Origin of the sequence: Caulobacter segnis, assembly GCF_031454995.1 — a bacterium.
Taxonomy (GTDB): Bacteria; Pseudomonadota; Alphaproteobacteria; order Caulobacterales; family Caulobacteraceae; genus Caulobacter; species Caulobacter segnis_E.
In genome coordinates this window covers 221,705-247,068 of the sequence record NZ_JAVDRV010000005.1, presented here as the reverse complement: position 1 = coordinate 247,068, position 25,364 = coordinate 221,705, and the positions used below count along the sequence as shown (strand labels likewise).

General features: G+C 67.4%; 27 protein-coding genes, 1 tRNA gene and 1 pseudogene. 13 read left to right on the top strand and 16 right to left on the bottom strand.

Going from position 1 to position 25,364, the window contains the following annotated elements:
- Positions 1-36: 36 nt before the first annotated feature.
- Positions 37-2,031 (bottom strand): acetyl/propionyl/methylcrotonyl-CoA carboxylase subunit alpha, encoded by a 1,995-nt coding sequence (locus J2728_RS17115; protein ID WP_310001103.1) that lies wholly within the window; start codon positions 2,029-2,031, stop codon positions 37-39.
- Positions 2,032-2,054: 23 nt separating this feature from the next.
- On the opposite strand from J2728_RS17115, the pseudogene J2728_RS17110 reads away from it, so the two are divergent.
- Together J2728_RS17110 and J2728_RS17105 are read left to right on the top strand one after the other, a co-directional pair.
- Positions 2,055-5,959, top strand: a pseudogene (locus J2728_RS17110) (LamG-like jellyroll fold domain-containing protein).
- A complete protein-coding gene (locus tag J2728_RS17105) occupies positions 5,956-6,444 on the top strand; it encodes a GlcG/HbpS family heme-binding protein (RefSeq protein ID WP_310001101.1) in 489 nt (162 codons plus the stop codon). Before J2728_RS17110 ends, J2728_RS17105 begins: the two are co-directional and overlap by 4 nt.
- On the opposite strand, the gene J2728_RS17100 is transcribed toward J2728_RS17105, so the two are convergent.
- Both J2728_RS17100 and J2728_RS17095 read right to left on the bottom strand, forming a co-directional pair.
- A complete protein-coding gene (locus J2728_RS17100; protein ID WP_310001099.1) occupies positions 6,437-7,453 on the bottom strand; it encodes an N-acetylmuramoyl-L-alanine amidase in 1,017 nt (338 codons plus the stop codon). The two genes, J2728_RS17105 and J2728_RS17100, sit on opposite strands and share 8 nt — an antisense overlap.
- A gap of 77 nt (positions 7,454-7,530) precedes the next feature.
- Positions 7,531-8,103 (bottom strand): type 1 glutamine amidotransferase family protein, encoded by a 573-nt coding sequence (locus J2728_RS17095; protein ID WP_310001097.1) that lies wholly within the window; start codon positions 8,101-8,103, stop codon positions 7,531-7,533.
- Between the two features lie 52 nt (positions 8,104-8,155).
- Between J2728_RS17095 and msrB the strand changes: the two genes are divergently transcribed.
- Together msrB and J2728_RS17085 are read left to right on the top strand one after the other, a co-directional pair.
- Complete coding sequence (msrB, locus tag J2728_RS17090; RefSeq protein ID WP_310001095.1) at positions 8,156-8,635, top strand: peptide-methionine (R)-S-oxide reductase MsrB; 480 nt, start codon at positions 8,156-8,158, stop codon at positions 8,633-8,635.
- Between the two features lie 125 nt (positions 8,636-8,760).
- A complete protein-coding gene (locus tag J2728_RS17085) occupies positions 8,761-9,375 on the top strand; it encodes an alpha/beta hydrolase (protein WP_310001093.1) in 615 nt (204 codons plus the stop codon).
- Here J2728_RS17085 and J2728_RS17080 read toward each other — a convergent pair.
- Both J2728_RS17080 and J2728_RS17075 read right to left on the bottom strand, forming a co-directional pair.
- Positions 9,372-10,118: a LamG-like jellyroll fold domain-containing protein gene (locus tag J2728_RS17080; RefSeq protein WP_310001091.1), complete on the bottom strand. Its 747-nt coding sequence runs from the start codon at positions 10,116-10,118 to the stop codon at positions 9,372-9,374. The genes J2728_RS17085 and J2728_RS17080 overlap by 4 nt on opposite strands.
- 113 nt (positions 10,119-10,231) lie before the next feature.
- A tRNA-Leu gene (locus tag J2728_RS17075) sits at positions 10,232-10,316 on the bottom strand.
- Positions 10,317-10,415: 99 nt separating this feature from the next.
- On the opposite strand from J2728_RS17075, the gene J2728_RS17070 reads away from it, so the two are divergent.
- On the top strand, positions 10,416-11,411 hold the full coding sequence (locus tag J2728_RS17070) for a P1 family peptidase (RefSeq protein WP_310001089.1): 996 nt from the start codon (positions 10,416-10,418) through the stop codon (positions 11,409-11,411).
- Here the strand turns inward: J2728_RS17070 and J2728_RS17065 are convergent.
- From J2728_RS17065 to J2728_RS17045, 5 genes are all read right to left on the bottom strand, one after another.
- Positions 11,398-11,907: a MarR family winged helix-turn-helix transcriptional regulator gene (locus J2728_RS17065; RefSeq protein ID WP_310001086.1), complete on the bottom strand. Its 510-nt coding sequence runs from the start codon at positions 11,905-11,907 to the stop codon at positions 11,398-11,400. The genes J2728_RS17070 and J2728_RS17065 overlap by 14 nt on opposite strands.
- 278 nt (positions 11,908-12,185) lie before the next feature.
- Positions 12,186-12,428, bottom strand: a complete 243-nt coding sequence (locus J2728_RS17060; RefSeq protein ID WP_310001214.1) for a hypothetical protein — start codon at positions 12,426-12,428, stop codon at positions 12,186-12,188.
- Between the two features lie 31 nt (positions 12,429-12,459).
- Positions 12,460-12,708, bottom strand: a complete 249-nt coding sequence (locus tag J2728_RS17055; RefSeq protein ID WP_310001084.1) for a DUF3297 family protein — start codon at positions 12,706-12,708, stop codon at positions 12,460-12,462.
- A gap of 102 nt (positions 12,709-12,810) precedes the next feature.
- A complete protein-coding gene (locus tag J2728_RS17050) occupies positions 12,811-13,281 on the bottom strand; it encodes an EF-hand domain-containing protein (RefSeq protein ID WP_310001082.1) in 471 nt (156 codons plus the stop codon).
- Positions 13,282-13,306: 25 nt separating this feature from the next.
- Positions 13,307-14,092 (bottom strand): DUF4198 domain-containing protein, encoded by a 786-nt coding sequence (locus J2728_RS17045; RefSeq protein WP_310001079.1) that lies wholly within the window; start codon positions 14,090-14,092, stop codon positions 13,307-13,309.
- 156 nt (positions 14,093-14,248) lie between these two features.
- On the opposite strand from J2728_RS17045, the gene J2728_RS17040 reads away from it, so the two are divergent.
- The 6 genes from J2728_RS17040 (at position 14,249) to J2728_RS17015 (ending at position 20,843) form a co-directional block, all read left to right on the top strand.
- Positions 14,249-16,474 (top strand): TonB-dependent hemoglobin/transferrin/lactoferrin family receptor, encoded by a 2,226-nt coding sequence (locus J2728_RS17040; protein WP_310001077.1) that lies wholly within the window; start codon positions 14,249-14,251, stop codon positions 16,472-16,474.
- 186 nt (positions 16,475-16,660) lie between these two features.
- Positions 16,661-17,269: a YqaA family protein gene (locus J2728_RS17035; protein WP_310001075.1), complete on the top strand. Its 609-nt coding sequence runs from the start codon at positions 16,661-16,663 to the stop codon at positions 17,267-17,269.
- Entirely contained in the window at positions 17,266-17,823 is a 558-nt protein-coding gene (locus J2728_RS17030; RefSeq protein ID WP_310001074.1) for a disulfide bond formation protein B, read from the top strand. Before J2728_RS17035 ends, J2728_RS17030 begins: the two co-directional genes overlap by 4 nt.
- Positions 17,820-18,380 carry a demethoxyubiquinone hydroxylase family protein gene (locus tag J2728_RS17025; protein ID WP_310001072.1) on the top strand — a complete coding sequence of 187 codons (561 nt, stop codon included), beginning with the start codon at positions 17,820-17,822 and terminating at the stop codon, positions 18,378-18,380. Before J2728_RS17030 ends, J2728_RS17025 begins: the two co-directional genes overlap by 4 nt.
- Positions 18,381-18,454: 74 nt before the next feature.
- A complete protein-coding gene (locus J2728_RS17020) occupies positions 18,455-20,221 on the top strand; it encodes a M1 family metallopeptidase (protein WP_310001071.1) in 1,767 nt (588 codons plus the stop codon).
- A 112-nt stretch (positions 20,222-20,333) separates the two neighbouring features.
- Complete coding sequence (locus J2728_RS17015) at positions 20,334-20,843, top strand: VanZ family protein (RefSeq protein WP_310001070.1); 510 nt, start codon at positions 20,334-20,336, stop codon at positions 20,841-20,843.
- Here J2728_RS17015 and J2728_RS17010 read toward each other — a convergent pair whose 3' ends face one another.
- From J2728_RS17010 to J2728_RS16990, 5 genes are all read right to left on the bottom strand, one after another.
- Entirely contained in the window at positions 20,844-21,128 is a 285-nt protein-coding gene (locus tag J2728_RS17010; RefSeq protein ID WP_310001068.1) for a hypothetical protein, read from the bottom strand.
- An 81-nt stretch (positions 21,129-21,209) separates the two neighbouring features.
- A complete protein-coding gene (locus tag J2728_RS17005; protein WP_310001212.1) occupies positions 21,210-21,773 on the bottom strand; it encodes an HNH endonuclease in 564 nt (187 codons plus the stop codon).
- Between the two features lie 188 nt (positions 21,774-21,961).
- Positions 21,962-22,603 carry a DNA-3-methyladenine glycosylase family protein gene (locus J2728_RS17000; protein ID WP_310001066.1) on the bottom strand — a complete coding sequence of 214 codons (642 nt, stop codon included), beginning with the start codon at positions 22,601-22,603 and terminating at the stop codon, positions 21,962-21,964.
- 50 nt (positions 22,604-22,653) lie between these two features.
- Positions 22,654-23,136, bottom strand: coding sequence for a transcription elongation factor GreA (greA, locus tag J2728_RS16995; RefSeq protein ID WP_310001065.1), 483 nt, complete (start codon positions 23,134-23,136; stop codon positions 22,654-22,656).
- A 163-nt stretch (positions 23,137-23,299) separates the two neighbouring features.
- Entirely contained in the window at positions 23,300-23,410 is a 111-nt protein-coding gene (locus J2728_RS16990; protein ID WP_310001063.1) for a hypothetical protein, read from the bottom strand.
- Positions 23,411-23,578: 168 nt separating this feature from the next.
- On the opposite strand from J2728_RS16990, the gene J2728_RS16985 reads away from it, so the two are divergent.
- Together J2728_RS16985 and gluQRS are read left to right on the top strand one after the other, a co-directional pair.
- Complete coding sequence (locus J2728_RS16985) at positions 23,579-24,199, top strand: TetR/AcrR family transcriptional regulator (RefSeq protein ID WP_310001061.1); 621 nt, start codon at positions 23,579-23,581, stop codon at positions 24,197-24,199.
- Positions 24,200-24,201: 2 nt separating this feature from the next.
- Positions 24,202-25,044, top strand: coding sequence for a tRNA glutamyl-Q(34) synthetase GluQRS (gluQRS, locus tag J2728_RS16980; RefSeq protein ID WP_310001060.1), 843 nt, complete (start codon positions 24,202-24,204; stop codon positions 25,042-25,044).
- On the opposite strand, the gene J2728_RS16975 is transcribed toward gluQRS, so the two are convergent.
- Positions 25,045-25,356, bottom strand: coding sequence for a winged helix-turn-helix domain-containing protein (locus J2728_RS16975; protein ID WP_310001059.1), 312 nt, complete (start codon positions 25,354-25,356; stop codon positions 25,045-25,047).
- Between the last annotated feature and the right edge of the window lie 8 nt (positions 25,357-25,364).

Below are 25,364 nucleotides of genomic sequence, written 5' to 3'. Positions count from 1 at the left end.
GCTCCGACTCGGCTCACGCCCAATCTAAGCGCGGCTTCAGGCGAACTCCACCAGCACCTCGTCGGCCGCGACCGGGTCGCCACCCTTGGCGTTGACGGCTTTCACCACGCCATCGCGCTCGGCGCGGATGATGTTCTGCATCTTCATGGCCTCGAGCACGCAGACGACCTCGCCCTCGCGGACCTGTTGGCCGGCCGCGACGTCCATCGAGACCACCAGGCCCGGCATCGGCGACAGCACCAGCTTGGAGGTGTCGGCCGCCTGCTTCTCGGGCAGCTTGCCGTGCAGCTCGGCGCTGCGCGGGGTCAGGACCAGCACGCGCGCCTTGGTCGCGCGGTGGCGGATGGTGAAGCCCTCGGCGGCCGGGCTGGCCTGGACCGTGAAGGCCTTGCCGTCCAGCGCCGCCTTGAACACCGGCTTGCCCGGACGCCAGTCGATGTCGGTCAGGTTTAGAACCCGGCCTTCATCGAGCAGTTCGATGGTGATGTCGCCCTCTCCGGCCACCTTCACCCGACGCTTGGCGTGGCCGACGAACACGATCCACTCGTCACGCGCCGCCGAGGCCAGACCCGAGGCGTTGGACCGCGCGCGGGCGGCGTAGACGCGCTGCATGGCCGCGCCGACGGCGGTCAGGATGTCGATCTGCTCGGGGGTCGGTTCCGTTCCATGGAAACCCTCGGCGAACTCGTCCTTGATGTAGTTGGTCGAGATCTTGCCGGACCGGAAGCGCTGCTGGTCCATCACCGCGGCCAGGAACGGGATGTTCTGACCCAGGCCCTCGATGTGGAAGTCCTCCAGCGCCCGACCCATGCCGTCGATCGCCGCGATCCGGGTGGGCGCCCAGGTACAGAGCTTGGAGATCATCGGGTCGTAGAACATCGAGATCTCGTCGCCCTCGCGGACGCCGGCGTCATTGCGGACCTTGTAACCGTCCTTCTCGCCTTCCGAAGGCGGGTCATAACGGACCAGTCGGCCAATGCTGGGTAGGAACTTGCGGTACGGGTCCTCGGCGTAGATGCGGCTCTCGATGGCCCAGCCGTTGATCTTCAGGTCCTTCTGCTCGAAGGCCATCTTCTCGCCGGCCGCGCTGAGGATCATCTGCTCGACGAGATCCAGGCCCGTGATCAGTTCGGTGACCGGGTGCTCGACCTGCAGGCGGGTGTTCATCTCCAGGAAGAAGAAGCTCTTGTCCTGGCCGGCGACGAACTCGACCGTGCCGGCGCTGTCGTAGTTCACGGCCTTGGCCAGGGCGACGGCCTGGGCGCCCATGGCGGCGCGGGTCGCCTCGTCCAGCAGGGGAGACGGGGCTTCCTCGATGACCTTCTGGTTGCGACGCTGGATCGAGCATTCGCGCTCGAACAGGTGGACGACATTGCCGTGCTTGTCGCCCAGCACCTGGATTTCGATGTGGCGCGGGCTTTCGATGAACTTCTCGATGAAGATGCGGTCGTCGCCGAAGCTGGCCTTGGCCTCGGCCCGCACGGCCGGGAAGCCCTCCTCGACGTCCTGGCGGGTCCAGGCGACGCGAATGCCCTTGCCGCCGCCGCCGGCCGAGGCCTTGATCATCACCGGATAGCCGATCTCCTCGGAGATCTTCACCGCCTCGGCCGTGTCGGCGATCTCGCCGATGTGCCCGGGCACGCAGGAGACGCCGGCCTTTTGCGCGAACTTCTTGCTCTCGATCTTGTCGCCCATCGCCGAGATGGCGCCCGAATTGGGACCGATGAAGACGATCCCCTCGTCCGCGCAGCGCTGGGCGAAGCCGGCGTTCTCGGACAGGAAGCCAAAGCCTGGGTGGATCGCCTGGGCGCCCGTCTGCTTGCACGCGGCGATGATCTTGTCAGCGACAAGGTAGGATTGCGCGGCCGGCGACGGGCCGATGTGCACCGTCTCGTCGGCCATCTCGACCGCCAGGCTGCCGGCGTCGGCGTCCGAATAGACCACCACCGTGGCGATCCCCAGGCGACGGCAGGTCTTGATGACCCGAACGGCGATCTCGCCGCGGTTGGCGATCAGGATCTTGCTGAACATCGGCTACTTCCGCCCGTGATTTTTTGTGCTTTGCAGCATGGCCTATCAGGCCGCGTCGGGTTTGCAACCCTGCCCTTACGGCGCTACACCAAGGAAGTGGAATGACACCGGTTACCAAAAAACGGGACATCCGCTAGCCGGAGGAGACGGTTGCATGAAGGCGATTTTACTGGGCTCGGCCTGCGCGCTGATCGTGGCCAACGCGGCCGCCGCCCAAGCCTCGGCTGAGCCAGGCCTGCTGTTCAAGCTCTCGGGCGACAAGGGCCTCGTGGCCGACGTCGCCGCCGGCGATCCCGTTCCCAACTTCGCCGACAAGGTCACGCCGATCGACGGCAAGACCGGCAAGGGTTTCCGCGCCGCCGACGAGGGGATCGTCTCGTGGAACGCGCCCGGCAACATCCTGGCCCAGCGCGGCACGCTCTCGCTCTTCTGGCGCTCGGGCTATCCGGTGGGCGTCGCGCCGTTCGTCATCTTCCGCGTGGGCTATGCCGACCACTCCAGTTGGGACATGGCGTTCCTGCGCATTGACTGGAACGGCCACGGCTTCGACGCCTTCGTCACCGATAACGGCCTCTCGCGCACCCGCGTCTCCTTCAAGGTCGACAAGAACCCCGCGCCCGACGCGTGGACGCACCTGGCCTTCACCTGGGACGAGACGAGCGGCGTCCAGCTCTACGTCGACGGCAAGCTGGCGGCGAAGAAGGAAGCCAAGGCGGTCTATGACGCCGGTCTTGATCAGTTCGGCGTCGCCGGCCGGGTGATCGCCCCGCACCAGGTGCAGAGCCGTTACAACTTCACGCGCGGCGGCGATCTGGACGAGCTTCGGGTGTATGATCGCGCGCTGGAGGGCTCGGCCATCGCCGCCCTCGCCCGCGACGAAACACCAACAGTCGCCGCGCCGGTCGCCACGCTCGACGACCCAGCCATCCGCGCCGCCTGGAAACAGCGCCACGGCTGGAACAAGGACCTGCCGCCCCTCCTCGCCGACGCCCAGACCACGATCCGCAAGGTGGAGATCGCCGACGCCAAGGACATCAAGCAATGGATGTGGCGGGCCAATGACGGGATCTCGGAGACCACCTGGCCCGGCGTCTACAACCGCTCGCGCCTGCCCGGCCGCGACGACTATTTCCAGCTGCCGGACTGGAACGTCTATGTCGACGGCGGCAAGGCGCTGACGCTGACCCTGCCCGACGAGCCCATCAACCGACTGGAAATCCAGGGGCCGGCCTATGGCGCCCTCTCCTGGTCGGCCAAGGCGGGCGAGAAGGGAAACAGCGTCGGGACGCGGCCCAAGGACCAGCAGCGCACGGTCACCCCCCTCGCCCAGCCGCTAAAGGGCGGGGTGCTGACCTTCACCAACATCGCGCAAGAGACCCCGATCCAGGAGCTATGGACCTACAACGTCTCGGCCGGCGCCGAGCCGAAGGACGCGTTCAAGATGAGCTACACGGTCCGCGCCGACGTGGCGCCGGACTATCTGAACCTCGCCGAGCTCAACGCCTACATCGCCGGTCGTCATCCAGCGGGCGAGCGGGCCACCGTCGTGGCCATTCCGGACGCCGCGCCCGCGCGCCCGCGTCCCGCGACCGATCTGACCGCCAAGAGCCTGCCGATCGTCCACGTCCTGATCCCGTCCGGCTTCGGCGACGCGCCGGCGGCCAAGCCGCTGGCGCGCAACTGGGCCTATGGCTGGGAGAACGCGCGCGACGGCCTGGATGGGATCGCCATCGACATCCCCGCCCTGCCCGGCGCGGCCGGCGCGATCATTCCCCTGAACATTCAGGTGAAGGACCCGATCTGGCCGGGCCGCAACATGATCGACGTCAGCGTCTCGGTGAAGGCCGGCGAGGCCCGCACCGTGTGGCTCGACCTGCGCGACCGCATCCTGACCGCCGACAGCCTTTATCTCACCCTCGCCGCCGACAGCGCCGACTTTGGTCCCAAGGCCCTGGACGGCGCCAAGATCCGCCTGGTGCTGAAGGCCCGCGACAAGGCCAAGGTCGAGCATATCCAGGACCGCCTGAACCAGGTGAAGGACAACTGGGCCTTCCTGGTCGAGGAGCACACGACCTCGAAACGCCAGGGCCTCTATCGCCGCCTCTACGCCGACATCTCCGACCTGCTGCGCGTCGATCCCGACAACCAGATCGGTCGCGAGTACTGGGGCGACATCACCTATGGCAGCCAGGGCTGGCCGGCGTTCGAACAGCCCAAGCCCAAGGACGACACGCCGCTTTGGGCGTTCCGCCAGCTGGAGGACCTCAAGCTGGTCTCCAAGTACGTCAACTGGTGGATCGATGAACGCCAGGCCGACTTCGGCGACTTCGGCGGCGGCCTGTCGGACGACAGCGATCTCTTGCAGCAATGGCCCGGCGTGGCGCTGATGGGCGTGCAGCCGGACAAGATCACCCATTCACTGAACCGCCTGACCGACGCCGTCTACAAGAACGACATGTTCACCGATGGACTCTCGACCATCGTGACGGACGAACTTCACGCCTACGAAGAGGGCATCAACTCCAACTCGGAGGCGATGTACGTCAACTACGGCGATCCGCTGGCGGTCGAGCGGCTGTTCACGACGGTCAAGGCCCTGCCCAAGGTGGTCAGCAAGAACCCCGCGGGCCATGTCCACTTCAACACCAACTGGTACAGCGGCAAGGTCTTCTATCGCGAAGGCCCGTGGGAGTGGCAAAAGCCCTATTCGTTCGGCGTCACCCACCCGTCGATCCTGATCAGCGACTACAACGGCGATCCGACCGCGCGCGACACCGTGATTGGTCTGGCCGACGGCTATCTGGCCCACGTTCGGCCGGACGGCTCGTATCCCAACGAAATCAACTGGCGCACCGACGCCGAGCGCGGCGGCACGGTGCTCCAGGGCTCGGGCGCGGATGGTCCGTTCCAGGTGTTCTGGGCGGCTTATCGCCTGACGGGTGATCCGAAATACCTGGTCCCCGTCCAATGGCGGATCGGCAAGAACGGCTTGAAGTCGCTGCAGAACGTCAACGAGAACGCCCTGACCGAGCTGAAGCTCGGCGAGGCCAACAAGGACGCCCTGGTCAAGGCCGCGGGCAAGGGCGGCGCGTTCGAGCGCTACGCCGCCTGGTCGCTGACCGGCGACAAGTCGTTCCTGGAGGCGCTCTACGCCGACGAGATCCAGTGGAACGCCCAGCACATGTACATGCACACGGAGGGCCACTGGTGGTCCGACCGGGTGGAGCTGCCGTCCGACTACCTGCAACGCACCCGTCTGGGCGGCATCGCCAACAAGCGCGCCCAGATGACGCCGGGCCACGTCGTCTCCTGGCGCTTCGACAACGCCGACGGCACGGACGTGGCGCTGCTGGTCAAGGACGCGACCAAGACCCGCTTCAAGGTGATCGCCTACAACACCACCGACAAGCCGGTGACGGCGACCATGACCGGCTGGAACGTCGCGCCGGGCCAGTGGAGCCTGGCTCAAGGCCTCGACGCCAATGGCGATGACGCCATCGATGGCGCGGGGGAGGCTCGTTCGGTCGCCTTCGAGCGCAGCCTGGGGACCCAGGTGGTTCTGGCCCCGCGCCAGACTACGGTTATCGACATGAAGCTGGAAAGGGCGGGTGACGACCCGGCCAAGCGCGCGGACCTTGGCGTCGGTCGCGGCGATGTCGTGGTGAAGGGCGCGGCCGTCACCGCCACCGTCCACAGCCTGGGCGCCCAGGACGCCGCGCCGGCCAAGCTTGAGCTGGTCGACGCCGCGGGCAAGGTGCTGGCCAGCGCCCCCACTCCAGCCCTGAAGGCGCCGCGCGACCTGCTGCCCAAGACCGCCTCGGTCAAGCTGAGGATCCCCGCCGGCGTCAAGGCTCAGGGCCTGCGGGTGCGGATCGCCACCAGCCAACCCCAGAACACCCGCCTGAACGACGAGGTCGTGCTGCCATGAAGAAGCTTCTCCCTCTGGTCGCCGCCGGTCTCTGCCTAACGAGCGCGCCCACCCTGGCCCAGACCACCGCCCCGGCGGTCCATCCGACCTACGCGGCCCGCGTGATCACCTTGGCCGAGGCCAAGTCGGTCGTGGCCGCCGCCGAGGCCGAGGCGCGCAAGAACGGCTGGTCCATGGTCATCACCGTGGTGGAGTCCAACGGCGCGGTCGTGCTTTCCGAGAAGATGGACGGCGCACAGTATGGCTCGATCGACGTGGCGCTGAAGAAGGCCCAGACCGCCACCAACTTCCGTCGTCCGACGTCCTACTTCCAGGACGCGGTGAAGGCCGGCACGCTGAACGCCATCTTCACCGGCGCCATGGCCATCGAGGGCGGCGAGCTGTTGCTGGTGGACGGCAAGATCGTCGGCGCGCTCGGCGTTTCAGGCGGCTCGGCGCCGCAGGACGGGATCATCGCGCGCGCGGCCGCCGCGACGCTCAAATAAGCGACTTCAGATAGGCCCGGAACGCGGCCATGGTCATCAGACGGGCGGGGTCGGCCAAGGCTCCGCCCGGATCGTTCTTGCGGTTCGGCGCCACCTCGTCGTGGCCAAACACCCGGTCCAGGCTGAAGTTGGCGGGAAAGGTCCTGGCCAAATACAGGCACAGGTTCGTCAGCGCCTCGAACTGGTCGAAGCTATAGGGCAGATAGGTCCCGGCCTTGATGTTTCCGTCCGCCGTGACCGTGCGCACGTCGGAGGCCGAATACCACTCGTCATGGATCGACTTGCGCTGGCAGCGGCCGCGCGCGTCCAGCACGACCTCACCGTCGGCGTCGCGCACGGCGTTGAACCATGGGCAGAAGACGCCATCCTCCTGGGCCTCGTACAGCCGGCCCGGATTGTTCATCTCGAAGCCGACATAGTAGCGCGACACGCCCGTCCGCTGGGTCACGGGGCACTGGCTGACGCCGGCGTGCGAGCCCCACTCGCTCCACTCGAAATTCTCCGGCAGGAAGATCGTCCCGGTGCGGCTGATCTCGCCGTAGTGGAAGCCGTTGGCCTGACCCGAGCGCATCATGTCCAGCGTTCGCGCGTCGGAATCCTCGACCCCGTTGCCCGCCTTCCTGACGCGGTAGGCGTCGAAGTGGATGATCAGGCCTTCGAGGCCGTTGGGCCGGCGGCCCTGGATCCTGTGGCGGACGCCCCGCGCGATCTTGAAACGCGGCGGGACATAGTCGTGAAGCTGACTTCGGTCGGGGCGATCGGCGTCCTCTTCCACGAGCGGCTGGAAGTCCCGGCAGCCGCCGGCCCACGCATACTCCCCGCCGCCCAGGTCGAACCACTGGCTGACACCGGAGACGAGGTCTCCGGTCACCGAGTTCCTGACGGTGAAACGCGTCCCAGCCTCCAGCACCCGCGCCTTCGGCGAGATGGTGCGCGGCTTGTCGCGTCGGACGTTCAGCCGTCCGGCCGCCTCGACCGTTCCTCGCCCCGGTGGAAACGGATCCGCCATTCGCCGCCCCTCTCTCTACAGCATCGAGAACATAGAGGGAACGACGGTGAATTACAATCTATGAGGTATATTTATATCTAGGAAAACTCCCGGGCGAACAGGGCTTCGTATTCGGCGATCATCGCCTCGGCCTCTGGCGCCACCAGCCGCGCCACGGCGGCGGCGAAGGTGACGGGCGCCAGGCCCGAGGCGCTGACAACCCTGCCATCCGCCACCGCCTTGGACGTGTCCACGTAGTGCTCGGCTCCCGCGTAGCCGGGGACCACGCCCTCCAGCCAGTCCTTGCCGTTCGAGGTGTGCTTGCGCCCCTCGAACAGGCCCGCGCGCGCGAGGGCCGTCGTGCCCGCGCAGATGCCCGCCACCGGCTTGCCGTCGGCGAAGGCTTGGCGCAGCAGCGCGGTGATCGCCGGGTTCTCGCCCTTCGACCATTCGTCGCTACCGATCAGGATGAAGAGGTCGGCGTCGCCGAGCACCGGGTCGCCGAACCGGTAGTCGGCGGCGGCCAGAATCCCGCCGATCGAGGTTTCCGGATCGCCGGTCGGGGTGGCGATCTCGATCTGAACCTTCAGGTGCTCGCGCAGCAGGGCCAACACGGCGCCGGCCTCCCAATCGGCCCAGCCCGGCTGCAAAAAGGCGACGGCGACGGTCATGAGACGCTCCTGGTTCTACCGTTTCGGCGCGCGAGCGCCTACATTGGCTGTCATGACAGACGCAGCCATCCTTTCAACCGCCGGCTTCGATCTAACCCCGCCGACGGAGCCGGAACGCGAACGCCTGGAGGCCGACCTGACGGCCGAGGAGGCGCGCGTCCTCCTTCACCACGGCACCGAGGCGCCGTTCTGCGGTGGCCTGCTGGGCGAGAAGAGCCCGGGCGCCTATTGCTGCCGGCTTTGCGGTCTGCCGCTGTTCAAGCACGAGACCAAGTTCGAGAGCGGCACCGGCTGGCCCAGCTTCTACGCGCCGTTCGCCGAGGACCACGTGGTCGGCGTCCGTGACACCTCGTACGGCATGGTCCGCATCGAGACTCGCTGCGCCCGCTGCGACAGCCACCAGGGCCACGTCTTCCCGGACGGCCCGGCCCCGACGCGGCTGCGCTACTGCATCAATTCGGTCTCGCTCCAGTTCGTGACATCCGGCGATCCCCTGCCCGATCCCTTGCATCGCGGCGACAAGATCGCCTGATCAAGGCGCGAAACCACGGTCTCGCCCCAGCTTTTCTGAATTCCTATTGAATTCATATGAATTGAGCAGAGACCGCGAAAGGAGCCATGTGCGCTCGACGGCCACCCGTTGACCCGAGCGCATCCATGACCCCCGCCCCGCACATCTTCGAAACGCCGCGTCGCCGCGGTCGCGACGACGCCGACGGCCCGCCGATCCTGATCGTGCCGGGGCTCTACAATTCGGGGCCCGATCACTGGCAGACCCACTGGGAGCGCGAGCTCCCCAACGCCGAACGTGTCGAGCAGCAGGACTGGGAGCGCCCCCTGCTGGGCGACTGGACGATCAGCCTGGCCGAAGCCGTCCGCCAGCGCCCTGGGGCGATCCTCGTCGCCCACAGCCTGGGCTGCGCGCTTGTCGCCCACTTCGCCCAGGTGACCGGCGGTCGCGGCGTGGGCGGGGCGATGCTGGTCGCGCCAGCCGACGTCAATCGCGAGGGTCCGGCCGGCCGCCTGCTGGTCGGCTTCTCGCCGATCCCGCGCCAGCGCCTGCCCTTCCCCAGCCTGGTCGTGGCCAGCCGTAACGACCCCTATGTCGAGATCGAGCGCGCGGAAGCCTTCGCGCGCGGTTGGGGCTCTGAGTTCGTCGACCTGGGCCGCGCCGGGCACATCAACGTCGATTCGGGCCATGGCCCCTGGCTGAAGGGGCGGCCGCTGCTCAAGGGTTTGATCGACCGGGTCGGGGCGACGCGGCGGCTCTAGTCGCCACCGATGCGCCGCAACGCCTCGGGCGCCAAGGCGCGCGGCGTGAAGCGCGCCTCCCGAACAGCGCCCTTGAAGTAGTCGACTCTGTTCATCCGCGCGCCGACCGAGGAACGGCCTTGCCCTTGCGGCTTGAAGTCGATCTCGGCCTCGCCTTGCAGCTGGCCGTTCACGAACGCTCGGTAGGTCTTGCCGTCATAACTCTGGGCGACCCAGTACCAGCGCCCGACCGGGAAGGTCTTGTCCTGGAACAGAAGGGTCTGCTTGTAGCCGGGCCCGGTGGCGAAGGCGTCCAGGCTCCAGACCTCGCCGGTCACTCGGATTTCGAACAGCATGCGGGTCACGGACGGCGCCGCGCCAGGCGTCGGGTCCTCCTCGTTCAAGTGGAACCAGCGCTGGGCGAAGACCCCGCCGTCGGGCCGGAACAGCGCCTCGAACGTGAATTGCGACATGCCGGCCAGAGGATGACGGTCGATGACCAGCCGGTCGTCAACGCCGTCGAACTCCACGGCCTTGCCATGGGGCGTGTCGATCAAGCGCGGATCGCCCTCGATCGTTGTCGCGGCGCCGCCGATGTTCGAGAGCCGATCGAAGACCCAGCGCGTCTGGTCGGGCGCGTCACGCGGCGGCCGCCGGCCCATCGCGGCGGCTGGAAGGCCAGCCGATAGAACGCCCAGACCTCCCAAAACGACTCGCCGTCCGATCGGCGGCGAAAGCTCGCCAGCGCCCTTGAACACGGTCATGGCGTCTCCTCCCCCGATGCGTCTCCTGACACCGGTATCAGCATCGATGCTGCTGCGGCGCCAGCGCTTTTTCAAGCCGAATCCGGCGCTTGCATTTAAAGGGAAGACAGAGTTGGTGCGGGCGGTCGGGGTCGAACCGACACTCCTTTCGGAACCGGATTTTGAGTCCGGCGCGTCTACCAGTTTCACCACGCCCGCAGGCTTCGCAACGCGAAGGGTGGTCTTCCTAGCAGGCGTCGCGGGCGAATTCCAGTCTCGCGAAGACCGGTCTAGCATCGAAAATCACGGAGATTCCCGATGCCCCGTCCCGGCCCCCGCAATCTGATCACCGATGTTCCCGGCCTGACCGTCGGATGCGTCGAGGACGAAGCCGTCCGCACGGGCGTGACGGTGTTGCTCTGCCCCGAGGCCTGGACGGCGGCGGTCGATGTGCGCGGCGGCGGGCCGGCCGTTCGCGAGACCGACACCCTGCGCCCCGAGAATAGCTTTTCCCGCGCCCACGCGATCTGCCTGTCCGGCGGTTCGGTGTTCGGCTTGGGCGCCGCCGACGGCGCGGCGATCGCCCTTTCCGCCCGCGACGTGGGCGTGAAGCTGGCGGCTGGATCGCCCGCGATCCCCATTGTGCCGGCCGCGTCGCTGCACGACCTGGGCAACGGCGGCGACAAGGCCTGGGGGCTGTCCCCGCCCTATCGGGAGCTGGGCGTGAAGGCGGTCGAGGCCGCCGGGGTCGATTTCCCGCTCGGGTCGTTCGGCGCGGGGCGCGGGGCCATGGCGGGCGTGGTCAAGGGCGGCCTGGGCTCGGCCTCGCTGGACCTGGGCGATGGCCTGATCGTCGGCGCCCTGGTGGCGGCCAATCCGGTCGGCTCTGTCTACATGCCCGACGGCGAGACGTTCTGGGCCTGGCCATTCGAGATCGACGGCGAGTTCGGCGGACGTCGTCCGGGCCCGATGCCGGCCGCGATCGATCCCATGCCCGACGACACCAAGCTGGGCGCGATGGGCCGGCTTCGTCCTGGCGCCAACACCACCCTGGCCGTGGTGGCGACCACCGCCGATATCAGCACCGCCGAGGCGCGACGCGTGGCGATGATGGCGCATGACGGAATGGGCCGCGCGATCCGTCCGGCCCACACGACGTTCGACGGCGATATCGTCTTCGCCCTGGCCTCGGGGGCGACGGCGCTTGGCGAGGGTCCGGCCCGCGCGGCGGGGCTTGCGCGCCTGGGCTCGGCGGCGGCGGACTGCCTGGCGCGCGCGATCGCCCGCGCCGTCCACGCGGCTAGGGCGGCGTGATCGTCTCGCCGCCGGCCAACTGGATGGCGGCGGTCTCGAGGTGGTTCAGCAGACGCTTGAAGGTCGCCACCTCGTGCGGCGCCAGCCCCGCCAGCAACGTGGCCTCGTAGGCAAGCGCCAGCGGCGCGATTTCGGCGAACAACCGACGGCCCGCGGCGGTCAGCTCCAAGGTGTGCGAGCGGCGATCGGAGCGCACCGTGGTGCGGGCGATCAGGCGGCGCACGACCAGGTCTTGGGCCGCGCGGCTGACGCGGACCTTGTCCATCGCCGTGCGGGCGACGGCGGCGTGCGGGGTCAGCGCGCCTTCGGCCAGCACCGACATCAGCCGCCACTGGGGGATCGTGAGACCGAAGCGGTCCTCGTAAGCGCGCGCGATCAGACGACTGACCGCCGCCGAGGCGGTCGCCAGGCGATAAGGCACGTAGTCGGAAAGACTGACACCCGTTTCAGGCGCGTCCGGCGCGCCCGGCGTGATCGGAGAGACCGTGGCGGTCATGTCCCGTTCCTTTCGTCCTCCCAGGCGCGGCCGCCTTGAAGGAGCGGCCTTCGCCAGTCCATCGCGCGTATCGGACCCTGGCGTTATGGTCCGTGCGCGTCTTGATCTGAGCGCGGCCGGCTCGGGTCACAATGCCCCTCGGCGCCCGTCCCAACGATGACACAGTTTCGCACGCCCAGTGGGCAGAGAATAGCTGTCTCGCCTTCCTGATTGGCGTTCCTATGCCTCGACCGCCGAGAAATACGGATTTTTGTCTTAACGCCGACTGATCCGCGGCCCTAGGCCGGACGCGGAATCATCGCCGAGGCGCGCGCGCCGCCATCGTAACGCGAGGGGCCGCCATAGACGGCGACTTCGCAGAGAATGTCGCCGCCCTCCTCGGTCGCCCAGATGTAATTCCGCTCAACCTCGACATAGCGACCGGCGGGCGAGATTCCCTCGAAGGTGTCCCCCCAAGGGATGATCCCGCGCAGATCCTGCCATCGCAGAGTCAGGGCCCGCGAGAGCTCGTCGCGGGCCATCGCCTCGAGATCGGGATCGTCCGCCAAGACCTCAGCCTTCGGCGGTGTCGCGGAAATAGGCCTCGACCTCGCCCTGCAGCTTGATCGTCATCGGGTTGCCCTTGCGGTCCAGCGTCTTGCCGGCCGCGACGCGCACCCACTTCTCGCTGATGCAGTATTCCTCGACATTGGTCTTCTCGACGCCCTTGAAGCGGATGCCGATGCCGCGTTCGAGCAGATCGGCGTCGTAGTGGGGGCTGTCGGGATTGACGGAGAGGCGGTCGGGAGGCGTGTCGCTCATGGTCTTCCAACTTGGATGCGGGCGCGCGGCCCGTGTCTTGGCCGGCGGTGATACCCACGAAACGCCGAAAGTCCAAATCGAACGCCGCGCGCCGTGGCCAGCCTAGGTCTGCTGGTCGTCCTTGATCGGGTCGGCCGCCGAGACGACACCGTCCTCGTTGGTGTCGTGGTGGCTGAACATCCGCCAGCCGGAATAGTCGAACTCGGCCCGGGTGATGGCGCCGCTCTTGTCGCTGTCCAGCACGTGGAAGCGCACGTCGGTCTGGCGCATTTGGCGCTCGCGCTCTTCCGTCTTCTTCTCGGGCGTCCGGTCGGAGGCCGCCAGCTTCTTCTCGAGGCGCGCCTTGAACTCGGCGACGTACTCGGCCTGGGACAGGACGCCATTCTTGTCGGTGTCTGTCTTGTTGAACTGGATCGTGCGCGTGGCCGCGTACTCGTCCTTGGTGACGACGCCGTCGCCGTTCTGGTCCTGCTCCTGGATGAAGATGTCACGCGCGTGGGAGGCGGCGCTGGCGGCCCCGGCCAGCAGCGAAGCGCCCAGCGCGACGCTGGCGAAGAGAATGCGGGTGTTCATGGCGTGTCCTTGAATCGATGAGGGATCAGCGGAGGGATTCGAACGTCAGGGCGTAGGTGTGGCTCTGGCCGGGCTGTCCTGGTCCAGCCGACGCGACGCGATGGCGGGCCTGGATTTGGTAGACGCCGGAACGCTCGACCTTGAAGGACACCTGCCCTTTGGCGTCGCTGTAGAAGGTCTTCGGCGGGGCCTTGGCGTCCGCGTAGCGGTCATCGGCGGCGCTGAGCGTCACCGTCAGGCCCGCCAGGGGCTTGCCGTCGAACAGCGCCTCGAACACCACGGGCTGGCCGGTGACGATCTTGCTGGGATGCGTGATCGCTCGGAACTCAAGCCCCCGCCCCGTCGGCGCGAGCGCCGCGTCGCTGGGCGCCCCGCGCGTCACATAGACGTCGGCGGTCGTGATGCTTCGCATGTCGATGGCGTCGGCCGGCGCCTTGCCGTCCTCGAAGAACTTCCACTCGCCGTCGACCAGGGCGGCCTTGGCGACGCGGCCGGCGCGCTGGCCCGTCGTGATCCGGTAGGTGCCCGGCTTTTCCGTCACGACCTCGGCGATCGCCAGCTGGCGCAGATAGGTCGGGGTCAGCGGCGCGCGCGCGCCGTCCGGGCCGATCACGGCGTAGGCGTCGGACTTCATCACGACCTCGGGCGTGAAGAAGCTTTCGGTGAAAGCCCCCTCCACCGTCACCAGCGTGCGGTCCGAAGCGTCGAACACGCTGGGCAGCAGATAGGGCGAATGGGCTTGGGCGGCCGGCGCGACCAGGCCCAGCAAAAGGGCGCCGCCTAGCAGGCCGGCGCGAAGAGAACGGATCATCGACGACTTCCCTGACGCCGCTCGGACGCGGCGCCTTTCCGATATTGCGATTAGTTCTGAGAATCAATTGCAAATAGCTTGACCGGGCGGAGGCCGCCCTCTACCCCGTCGGCATCAATTGCGAATGGTTCGCATAAACCATCGAAGGGGATATCGATGTCTCGCCTGAAGCTGGCCGCCCTGGCCGCCGCCTCGACCGCCGCCCTGCTCGCCTCGACGGCCCAAGCGGCCGACAACGCCTCCACGCCCGCGGACGCCAATGAGGTCGATAAGGTCACGGTGACGGCCACGCGTTCGGAAAAGCCGCTGTCTCAGGCGCCCGCGACCGTCAGCGTCATCTCGGCGGACGAGATGGAGGACGGGCTGGTCAAGGACATCAAGGACCTGGTCCGCGACGAGCCCGGGGTCTCGGTGCGCACCGCCCCCGCCCGCTTCACTGCCGCCGGTTCCTCCACGGGTCGCGACGGGAACGCCGGCTTCAACATCCGGGGCTTGGAAGGCAATCGCGTCCTGATCGTGGTGGACGGCGTGCGCGTGCCGGACGGCTTCGCCTTCGGCGCCCAGTCAACCGGACGCGGCGACTACGTGGACCTCGACATCCTGAAGTCCGTCGAGATCGTCCGCGGTCCCGCCTCGGCGCTCTACGGCGCCGACGGCCTGGCCGGCTCGGTCAGCTTCATCACCAAGGATCCGTCGGATATCCTCAAGCCTGGCCAGAACGTCGCCGGCCGCGCTCGCGTGGCCTACGCCTCGGCCGATGAAAGCTGGAGCGAGAGCCTGGTGCTGGCGGGCCGCTCGGACCGCTGGGAGGCCATGCTGGCCTACACCCGCCGCGACGGCGAAGGCCAGAAGACGGCCGGGACCAACGAATCGGCCAACACCGACCGCACCACCGCCAATCCGGAGGACAACAAGTCCAACGCGGTTCTCGGCAAGCTGATCTACAGCCCCAATGACCGCAATCGCTTCCGCCTGACGGTCGACCATCTGGATCGCGACGTCGACTGGACGGTGCTGTCGGCCATCGCCAAGCCGCCGCTGGCCTCGACCAGCGTGCTGGGCCTCACCGCCTTCGACCGGATGAAGCGCGACCGCGTCAGCCTGGATCACCGCTTCGACAGCGGCCGGGGCCTGATCGAGGCCGCCCAGACCACGCTCTACTGGCAGCGCGGCAAGACCCGGCAGTTCTCGGCGGAAGACCGCAACACCGCCGCCGACCGCACCCGCGACGCGACCTTCGACAATCGCGTGTTCGGCGCGGGCGTTGAGTTGCACAGCCGCTTCGAGAGCGGGGACTGGAAGCACGAAGTGGTCTGGGGCGGCGACGCCTCGATCACGCGCCAGCAAGGCACGCGCGACGGCACGGTCCCGCCAGCCGGCGAAACCTTCCCCGGCAAGGCGTTCCCCACCACCGACTTCACCCTGGGCGGCCTGTATGTGCAGGACGAGATCACCGCCGGCCCGGTGACGATCTATCCCGCCGTTCGCTTCGACTACTACAAGCTGGACCCGAAGGCCGATCCGCTGTTCACGACGGCGGCTTCGGGCCAGAGCGACACGCACCTGAGCCCCAAGATCGGCGTCGTCTGGAACGCGACCGAGCTGGTGACGCTGTTCGCCAACGTCGCCGCCGGCTTCAAGGCCCCGTCGCCGTCTCAGGTCAACACCGGCTTCGCCAACCTGGTGTCGAACTACAAGTCGATCTCTAATCCCGATCTGAAGCCCGAGACCAGCCGCACCCTGGAGGCCGGCTTCCGTCTACATCGCGATCGCTGGCGCGTGGCGGTGACGGGCTTCACCGGCGAGTATGACGACTTCATCGAGCAGGTGCAGGTTTCGGGGAACTTCACCGCCGCCAATCCGGCCGTCTACCAGTACGTCAACCTGTCGGGCGTGAAGATCAGCGGCGCGGAGGCCAAGGGCTCCTTCGACCTGGGCGCCGGGTTCACGGCCAAGGCGGCGGTCTCCTACGCCCGAGGCGCGTCGCGCACCAACGGCGTCAGCACGCCGCTGGTCTCGATCGATCCGGTGAAGATCACGGGCGGCGTCAACTACCGCGCGCCTTCGGGCAAGTTCGGGGGCGAGCTCAGCGTGATCCATTCGGACCGCAAGTCGGCCGGCCGCGCGGGCGTGACTTGCGCCGGAACCGGGGGCAGCTCGGCCAACAACTGCTTCATGCCGCCCTCGTTCACGGTCGCCGACCTGACCGGCTGGTGGGCGGTGACGGACGCGGTGACGGTGCGCGCGGGCGTCTTCAACCTGACCGACGAGAAGTACTGGTGGTGGAGCGACATGCGCGGCCTGGCCGACAACTCCACCGTCAAGGACGCCTACAGCCAGCCTGGCCGCAACTACAGCGTCTCCCTCGCGCTGAAGTTCTAGCTGGAGGGCGCGCGCGGATGGGAAGCCGCGCGCGCCGACATCCTCGCGAACAATCGCCCGACGCCTCGCCCCAATTCGCCCGGATTGGGGCGTTCGTTTGCCGGGAGGCCAGATAGTCGCCGAAACCGCTTACACTTTTGGCGATCTCGCTTTAGCTACGGGTCCCTCACCTTACTCGGAGTTCGCATGCTGCGTCGCCTCTACGACTGGGTCATGAGCTTGGCCGCTTCCCGCCACGCTCCGACCAGCCTCTTCGCCGTGTCGTTCGCCGAGAGCTCGTTCTTTCCGATTCCCCCCGACGTGATGCTGGCGCCGATGTGCCTGGCCAAGCCGGAGAAGGCCTGGCGCTACGCCATGATCTGCACGATCGGCTCGGTGCTGGGCGGCATCCTCGGCTACGCGATCGGCTACTTCCTGCGCGACTTCGGCCTTTGGATCATGACCGCGACCGGCCATTCGGGCGGCCTGGCCGAGTTCCAGTGCTGGTACGCCAAGTACGGCGTCTGGGTGATCCTGGCCAAGGGCCTGACGCCAATCCCCTACAAGCTGGTGACGATCGCCTCGGGCCTGGCGATGTTCAGCTTCCCGATGTTCATCGCCGCTTCGGTGGCGACCCGCGGCGCGCGCTTCTTCCTCGTGGCGTTCATCGTCAAGAAATTCGGCCCCGCCCTGTTGCCGGTGGTCGAACGGCGCCTGGCTCTGTTCGCCGGAATCTTGATCGCCCTCATTGTCATCGGCCTGACCGCGAGCCATTTCATTGGCGGTAGCGGACACGGCGGAGCCTGCGTGGCATGACGAACCAGAGCGCCCAGACAGAAGCAGGCGGCCGCATCGGCCGCCTCTATGATCTGGTTACGCGCCACTGGCCGCTGCTGGCGTTCCTGTCGAGCGCCCTGATGCTGGCCATCGCCCACGCCTTCGAGCGTTTTGGCGGCTTGGCGCCCTGCCACCTCTGCCTGAAGCAGCGCGAGATCTACTGGGCCGCCGGGACCGTCGGCCTGATCGCGCTTATCCTTCAGCGCACGCCGCTCTGGCCACGTCTTCGCCTGCCCGCCAACCTGCTGCTGGGGGCGCTGTTCCTCTATGGCGCGGGGCTGGCGACCTATCACGCCGGGGCGGAGTGGAAATGGTGGCCGGGCCCCTCGTCGTGCTCGGGCCTCGGCTCGGCCGGCGCCGCCGACCTCGAGGCGATGCTGAAGGGGACGGCCAAGATCAAGGCTCCGGCCTGCGACAAGGCCGCCTGGGTGTTCCTGGGCCTGTCCATGGCCGGCTGGAACGTCCTGATCTCGCTGAAACTGGCCGTCTGGTCCGTCCTGGCGGCGTTGCGCAAGTCGGAAACCGCGGCATGACCAAGCCCACGCCCCCTCGCCCTGGCATGGGCGCTCAGGAGCTTCGCCTGGGTGAAATCCTCCGCGTCGATCAGGCCGGCGAGCTGGCCGCCGTTCACATCTATCGCGGCCAGGCGGCGGTGATGCGGAACGCGCCAGGTCGCGAGCGGATCGCCGAGCAATTGAAGGAGATGGAGGGCCACGAGCAGGTTCACCTATCGCGCTTCAACGAACTGCTGACCGAGCGCGGCGTGCGCCCGACGCTGATGTCGCCGATCTGGCGCGCGGCCGCCTTCGCCTTGGGCGCCGGCACGGCCCTGATGGGCGACAAGGCCGCCCACGCCTGCACCGAGGCCGTCGAGTCCGTGATCGAAAAGCACTATGCCGGCCAGATCGCCGAGCTGAAGGATCGCGATCCGGAACTGGCCGCCGAGCTTTCTCAGTTCCGCGACGATGAACTGGCCCACCGCGACCTGGCCGTCGAGGAGGGGGCCCACGAGGCGCCGGGCTATCCGCTGCTCAGCGCCGTCATCCAGGCCGGCTGCCGCGCCGCCATCAAGATCAGCGAAAAGATCTGAACCCGGCGCTTGGCGCCGCTCTCGCCGACGCCTACCGATGCGGCCCAACATCTTCGCGTTGGGAGTCGCCCGCCTTGTCCGTCCGTATCCGCGCCCTGGCCGCGCGCGCCGCCTCCCTGCTGGCTCTATCCGCCGCGACCGGCGCCTTCGCGGCCGAGCCGCTAAAGACCAGCGCCCTCTCGCTGGAAACCGGCGGCGCCATGCCTGTCGAGCAGCAGGCCCTGGCGTTCGACCACGCGGATCTGAAGTTCAAGATCCTGCCCGACAAAAAGGCGATCGAGGGCGAGGCGACCCTGACCTTCACGGCCAAGTCGCCGCTGGACAAGCTGGTCCTCGACTTCGACCGGGTGTTCGCGATCAGCAAGCTGACGATCGACGGCAAGGCGCTGAAGCCTTCGGCCTGGACCAATCCCGAAGGCCGCATGACCATCGCCCTGCCGCGCCGCGTGGCGAAGGGTAAGGCGGTCACGGTCGCGATCACCTATGCCGGCGTCCCGTTCGAGGCCAAGCGCGCGCCGTGGGACGGCGGCTTCGTCTGGAGCAAAACCCCGACCGGCGAGCCCTGGATCGCGACGGCCGTGCAAGGCGACGGCTGCGACCTCTTCTGGCCGTGCATCGACTATCCGACGGGCGAGCCCAAGCTCGTGGACCTGCACGTCACCGTGCCAGCTCCGCTGGTCGCGCCGGCCAACGGCGTCTTCCTGGGCATGACCGAGAAGGACGGCTGGCGCACCTACAACTGGCGCGCCAAGACCCCCAACACCTATGCCATCGCGCTGGACGTCGGCCCCTACGAGGCGCTGACCGCCACTTACAAGAGCCGCTACGGCGACACGATCCCGATGGCGTTCTGGCACCTGAAAGGCCGCGCCGAGAAGGCCAAGGCGCTGTTCGCCGAGTTCACGCCGATGCTGGACTTCTACGAGCAGATGATCGGCCCCTACCCGTTCCGGGACGAGAAGATGGGCGTGGTCGAGACCCCGCACCTGGGCATGGAGCACCAGACGATCAACGCCTACGGCAACGACTACCGCAAGGACGTCTACGGCTTCGACTGGCTGCTGCAGCACGAGTTCGCGCACGAGTGGTTCGGCAATCAGCTGACCAACGCGGACAACGACGACATGTGGCTGCACGAAGGCTACGGCACCTACATGCAACCGCTGTTCTCCCAGTGGCTGCATGGCGACATGGAGTACATGGCGCGCCTGAACCAGATGCGCGTCGACACCAAGAACCAGTTCCCGATCGTCTCGGGCCGTCCGCTGAAGGAGGACGAGGTCTATAACGGCGATCGCGGCCCCGGGAACGACATCTACTACAAGGCCGCCAACGTCCTGCACACGCTGCGCGCCCTGATCGGCGACGAGGCGTTCTTCAAGATCACGAAGATCGCCGTCTACGGCACGCCCGAACCCAAGCCGGGCAATTTCACGCCGCGCTATCTCAGCACCAAGGACTTCATCAAGATCGTCAACCAGGTGACCGGCAAGGACTACGGCTGGTTCTTCGATGTCTATCTGTATGAGGCCCAGCAGCCCGAATTGCTCGAAACCCGAGACGGCGCCGATCTGGTGCTGACTTGGAAAACGCCGAAGGACAAGCCCTTCCCGATGCCGGTGGAGGTCAAGGTCGGGGACAAGATCGTGACCGCGCCGATGACGGGCGGAACCGGCAGGGTCACCGTCGGCGAGGCCATTCCGGTGATTGTCGATCCGGCGTCAAAAGTCCTTCGCCGTCAACCTTATCTGGAAGCTTACCAAGTCTGGAAAAAAGCCAAGGACGAAGCCGACAAGGCGGCCGCCGAGGCAAAGAAGAAAGCCGAGTCCGGACAGAAATAATACTGGCGAGGACATGCCAAGAGACGAAAAAGTCATATTTGGCTAACCCCGTTCGTTCACCAGTTGGCGTAATCTTCACCCTAAGACGAGGACGCCATTTGGAGATCCTCGCATGTTCCTCAAGCCCCGCCATATCGTTCCCGTGGCCCGCGGCGTCCTCGTCCTGGGTGTTTTGGCTGTCGTGGCGCTGACCATCGGCCCGTTCGCGGGCGCCGAGGAAATCCTCGGCATGAGCGACAAGGTGGCCCACGCGCTCGCCTTCGGGGCGCTGCTGACGGTCGCGTTCTTCGCGTTCCCGTTCCGCCGCCGCTTTGACATGATGCTCATCGCGCTGGCGATCGGAGCCGTCATCGAGATCGCCCAGACCTACGTCGCGCGCAGCAGCAGCCTAGCCGACTGGGTAGCGGACGCCGTCGGCATCTACGGCGTCTATGTGATCAGCATGATCGAGCGCTGGCGCTGGATGATCCGCGAGCAAGGCGCCCTGACCTTCGCCGAGATCGCCGCCATGGACGCCCGCCGCGCGTCGCGTCGGGCCCACGTGACTTTCGAGCCCTCGGAAGGCGTCGCGGACGCGGCCAGCTTCGCCGAACGCGCCTCGCACCGCTTTCCGGCCCGCTAATCAGGTAATGCGTTTGACGCTGACCGGGTCGCTGCCCGGGAAGCTTTCTTCCAGACCCTCGTCGAGCAAGGCTTCCTGACGGTTCTCCGCCGTCTCGACCTTGTCGGCGAGTTGGTCGTGCTTCTCGCCCTCGCGGAGCGGTTCATCCGCCTCGCGGGCGTGAGGGGCGTCGAACGATTTTTCCTCGCGCCGGATCGCGCCATCAGCCGCCATGTCGGCGGTCGAGGCGGCATTGCCGTGAGTGAAGTGGCGATCGTCGCCCTTTTGGGTGTCGGGTCGGGTCATGGCTTGTCTCCGATGGCTTGAGCCTCGGAGATAAAACCCCGCCGCGATGGGTCCGGTTGCATCCAAACGCCGACCGACGCCCTAGGCCTCCAGTTCGATATCCCAGTACAGATAGTCCAGCCAACTGACGTGCAGCCTGCCCGGCGGGAAACGTCGCCCGCGCTCCTGCAGCTCGTGCATCGAGGGTCGGCGCGCGTGGTTATAGGGCTGCATCCCAGCTTCGCGCGGCGTTCGGCCGCCCTTGCTGAGATTGCAGGGCGCGCAGGCGGTGACGATGTTCTCCCAGGTGGTTCGCCCACCCCTCGACCGAGGGATCACGTGGTCGAACGTCAGATCCTCGGTCGAGCCGCAGTACTGACAGCTGAAGGCGTCGCGGAGGAACAGGTTGAAGCGGGTGAAGGCCGGCGGACGCTCTTGCGGCACATATTGCTTCAGCGCCACGACGCTGGGCAGCCGCATCTCGAACGACGGCGAGTGAACGACCTGGTCGTAGCTCGCCACGACATCGACCCGATCCAGGAACACCGCCTTGATCACCTCCTGCCAGGGCCAGAGGGACAGCGGATAGTAGCTGAGCGGCCTGAAATCGGCGTTGAGCACGAGGGCCGGCATGCCCGACGGCGGGCGTGTGAGGACCTGCATCAGATCCTCCCTTCGAGACAGGCGTCAAAACGCCTGAGGCTTAGCCCAACAGGGCGTCGGCCGAGGGTGTACGCGACAGGACTGAAGACGGGCCTCCTTCCTACGCAATTCTGGGAATCGGCATTCATTCCCGAACGCGAGGAAAGGATGGGCCAAGTCAGCGACAGAACCAAGACATCTGTCGCGATACCTCAGAAAGGCGCGATCTCCCGCCGCTTCACCGCCCCGTAACAGGCCCAGAGCAGGTGCGCGGCGACGCCCCGGTAGGGCCGCCAAAGCTCGGCGCGACGATAGGCCTGCTTCTCGTTCGGGCGGACCTCGGCCCTGTCCATCCAGCGCATGGCCTCCTGCAGGGCCACGTCGCCGCCGGGGAACATGTCCATCCGCCCCTGGGTGAACATCAGATAGACCTCGGCGGTCCAGCGCCCGATCCCGGTGATCGCGGTCAGCGCGGCCACCGCCTCGTCGTCGGAAAGGCCCGGCAGGGCGTCGAAGTCGCAGGTCCCGGCCACATGAGCCTCCGCGATCGCGCGGGCATAGCGCGCCTTGGACCGCGAAAGCCCCAGCGAAAGCAGGTGGGCGTCCTCGTGCGCCAGCACCGCCTCTGGCGTCAGGTCCGGCAGCCCCGCCTCGACCCGCGCCCAGATGGCGGCCGCCGAAGCGAGCGAAACCTGCTGCTGCACGACCATTTTCAGCAGCCCTGGAAAGCCGCCCAGACCCACGCGCCAGTCGAACGAAGGGGTCACCGCCTCTATCGCCGCCAACGCCGGATCGGCGTCGGCCAGGATCTTGCGGGCTTTCAGGAGGGCGTCTGCGGAGGGCGGAACGAACATGGATCGCAGGTGGAGGCCTTGCAGGGCGAAGGCAACCCGGAACTTGCGGCCTACTCTATCGCGACGATTTCGATCTCGCCGCCCGGGGCCGCGGCCGAGTCGCCGACCGCCTTGCCCAGCAACGCCCTGGCGACCGGCGCGATGTAGGACACCGAGCCCTTGGCCGGATCGGCTTCGTCCTCGCCGACAATGCGGAAGGTCTGTACGCGCCCGTCCTCGCGCTCGAAGGTCACGCGGTCTCCGAACTGGGCGACGGTCTTGGCCGGATCGCGCTCCATCAACTGGGCGGTGGCGCGACGCGCCGACCAATAGCGCAGGTCGCGCGTCGCCCGCGCCATGGCCGTGCGGTCGCCGTCGGCCGCGCCTCCGGCGCTCTGCGCGGCGGCATAGGCCGCGCGCGCCGAGGCCAGCTCGGCCTCGATCTGGGCCAGCCCTTCGGGCGTGACGAGATTGGGATGGGGAGAGATCGGGCGATCGGGCAGATCGGCCGCGAAGGCCTCGCTGTCGCCCTCTTTGGTGAAAGCGACGCTCATGGCCGCTCGGAAGTCTGGATCATCTGGAATTCGCCCGCGACGCGCGATCGCGGCGTCGAAGGCCAAACGCGTCCTAGTCTGGTTAGCTCCCTACACGGAAGGCTTCAAGACGTGGACGCGGCGGCGGGCGCCAAAGGCGGCCCGCCGATCACGAACGGATCGCTTACAGCACAACGCCAATGACGGCGCCGGCGATGGCCAAGGCGAGAACCAGGAAATAGGCGCCCGCGAGGCGATCGAAGGCGGTTTCAAAGGCATTCAACGAACGAAGCATATCGGTAGCCCCTCATACGTTTTCGCGTCCTGGTTCACGGTGAACCATCGGCTAACCATGGCCAAGCCAATCTGGACGATGCTTAGATAGCGCAAATCTAAACGCCGTCAAGATGATCTTTACAGCGTTTGGATGAAATTTTAGAAAGCTATGGTTAGAGTGAGGCCGATGACCACCGCGACCGCCGAATCCCGCCCCTATCACCACGGCGATCTCAGCCGCGCGCTGGTCGACGCCGCGCGGAAGATCCTCGAGACCGACGGCCCCGCGGCCCTGTCGCTACGGGCGGTGGCGCGCGAGGCCGGCGTCAGTCCCGCCGCGCCCTACCATCACTTCAAGGACAAGGCCGAGCTTCTCGAAGCCGTGGCCCACGAAGGCTGGGTCGAGCTGGACCTGGCGCTTTCCAAGGCGCGCGCCGCGACGGAGACCCCTGGCGAGCGCATGAGCAACCTGGGCGTGGCCTATGTCTGCTTCGCCCGCGACAATCCCGCCCTCTATCGCGTGATGTACGACTGCTCGCGCGACAAGGACGCCCTGCCCGACCAGCTGAAGGAAGGCGGCGCCTATTGCCAGGTGCGCGACACCCTGGCCGAGCAGTCCAAGACCCCCTTGGCCGAGATGGACCTTGAGCTGGCGACGATCGCCGGCTGGTGCGCGGGCCACGGCCTGGCCGAGATGATCGGCTTCAAGCAGTTCGCGCACCTGAAGGAAGTGCTGGGCGGCGAGGAAGCTTTCCTGCGCGCGGTGTTCCAGCACCTGGGCATGTTCGCGAAGTTCGCCGAAGACTGAGCGTGTCCTTCGTCACCCGGTTCGCGCCCTCTCCCACCGGCTATCTGCATCGCGGCCACGCCTATTCCGCGCTCGCGGCCCATGCGGCCGCGCGAGAGGCCGGCGGTCGTTTCCTACTGCGGATCGAGGACATCGACGCCACCCGCAGCCGCCCCGAATATGAGAAGGCGATCCTGGAGGACCTGGCTTGGCTTGGCCTGTCCTGGGAAAGCCCCGTTCGCCGACAATCCGAACACCTGGAGGATTACCACGCGGCGATCGAGCGCCTCCGCGCGCGGGGACTGGTCTATCGCTGCTTCAAGACCCGCAAGGAGATCGACATTGGCCGCGCCCCGCACGAGCCAGCCGTCCCCTATGTCGGCGCGCCGTTGCCGCATGGCGAGGAAGCCGAACGCCTGGCGCGCGGCGAGGCCTTCGCCTGGCGCCTGTCGCTGGCGGCGGCGCGCGAGGCCCTCGGCGGTTTCGAAGCCCTGACCTTCAAGGAGGAAGGCGCCGGCCCGAACGGCGAGACGGGCCTGATCCAGGCGCGCCCCGAGACCGCCGGCGACATCGTCCTGGCCCGCAAGGACGTGGGCGTCGCCTATCACCTGGCGGTCGTTCACGACGACGCCCTGCAAGGGGTCACCCATGTGATCCGCGGCCAAGACCTCTTCGAGGCGGCCCACATCCAGCGGCTGCTCCAGGCGCTGCTGGACCTTCCGACACCGACCTATCGCCACCACGGCCTGCTGGTCGGCCCCGACGGCAAGCGCTACGCCAAGCGCGACAAGGCCCAGACGCTGCGGGAGCTCCGCGCCGCCGGCGTCGGCCCCGAAGCGCTTCGGAAGGAACTCGGCGCGGCCTGATCAGGCCTTGCCGGCCTGCTCCACCAACTGCCCCATGGCCTTCAGATAGGTGGCGAAGGCCCCTCTCCCCGCCTCGGTCAGGCGCACGCGGGTCAGGGGTTTGCGGCCGACGAAGCTCTTGTCGATCACGACATAGCCGGCGTCCTCCAGCTTGCGCAGGTGGACCGACAGATTGCCCTGGGTGACCTCCAGAAGGTCCTTCAACTCGGTGAAGTCGGCGACCTCGGCGCTGGCCAGATAGGCGACGATCCCCAGCCGCACCCGGCCGTGGATGACGTCGTCCAGCCCGCTGATGTCGAACTTGGCGGCCACGTATCGTC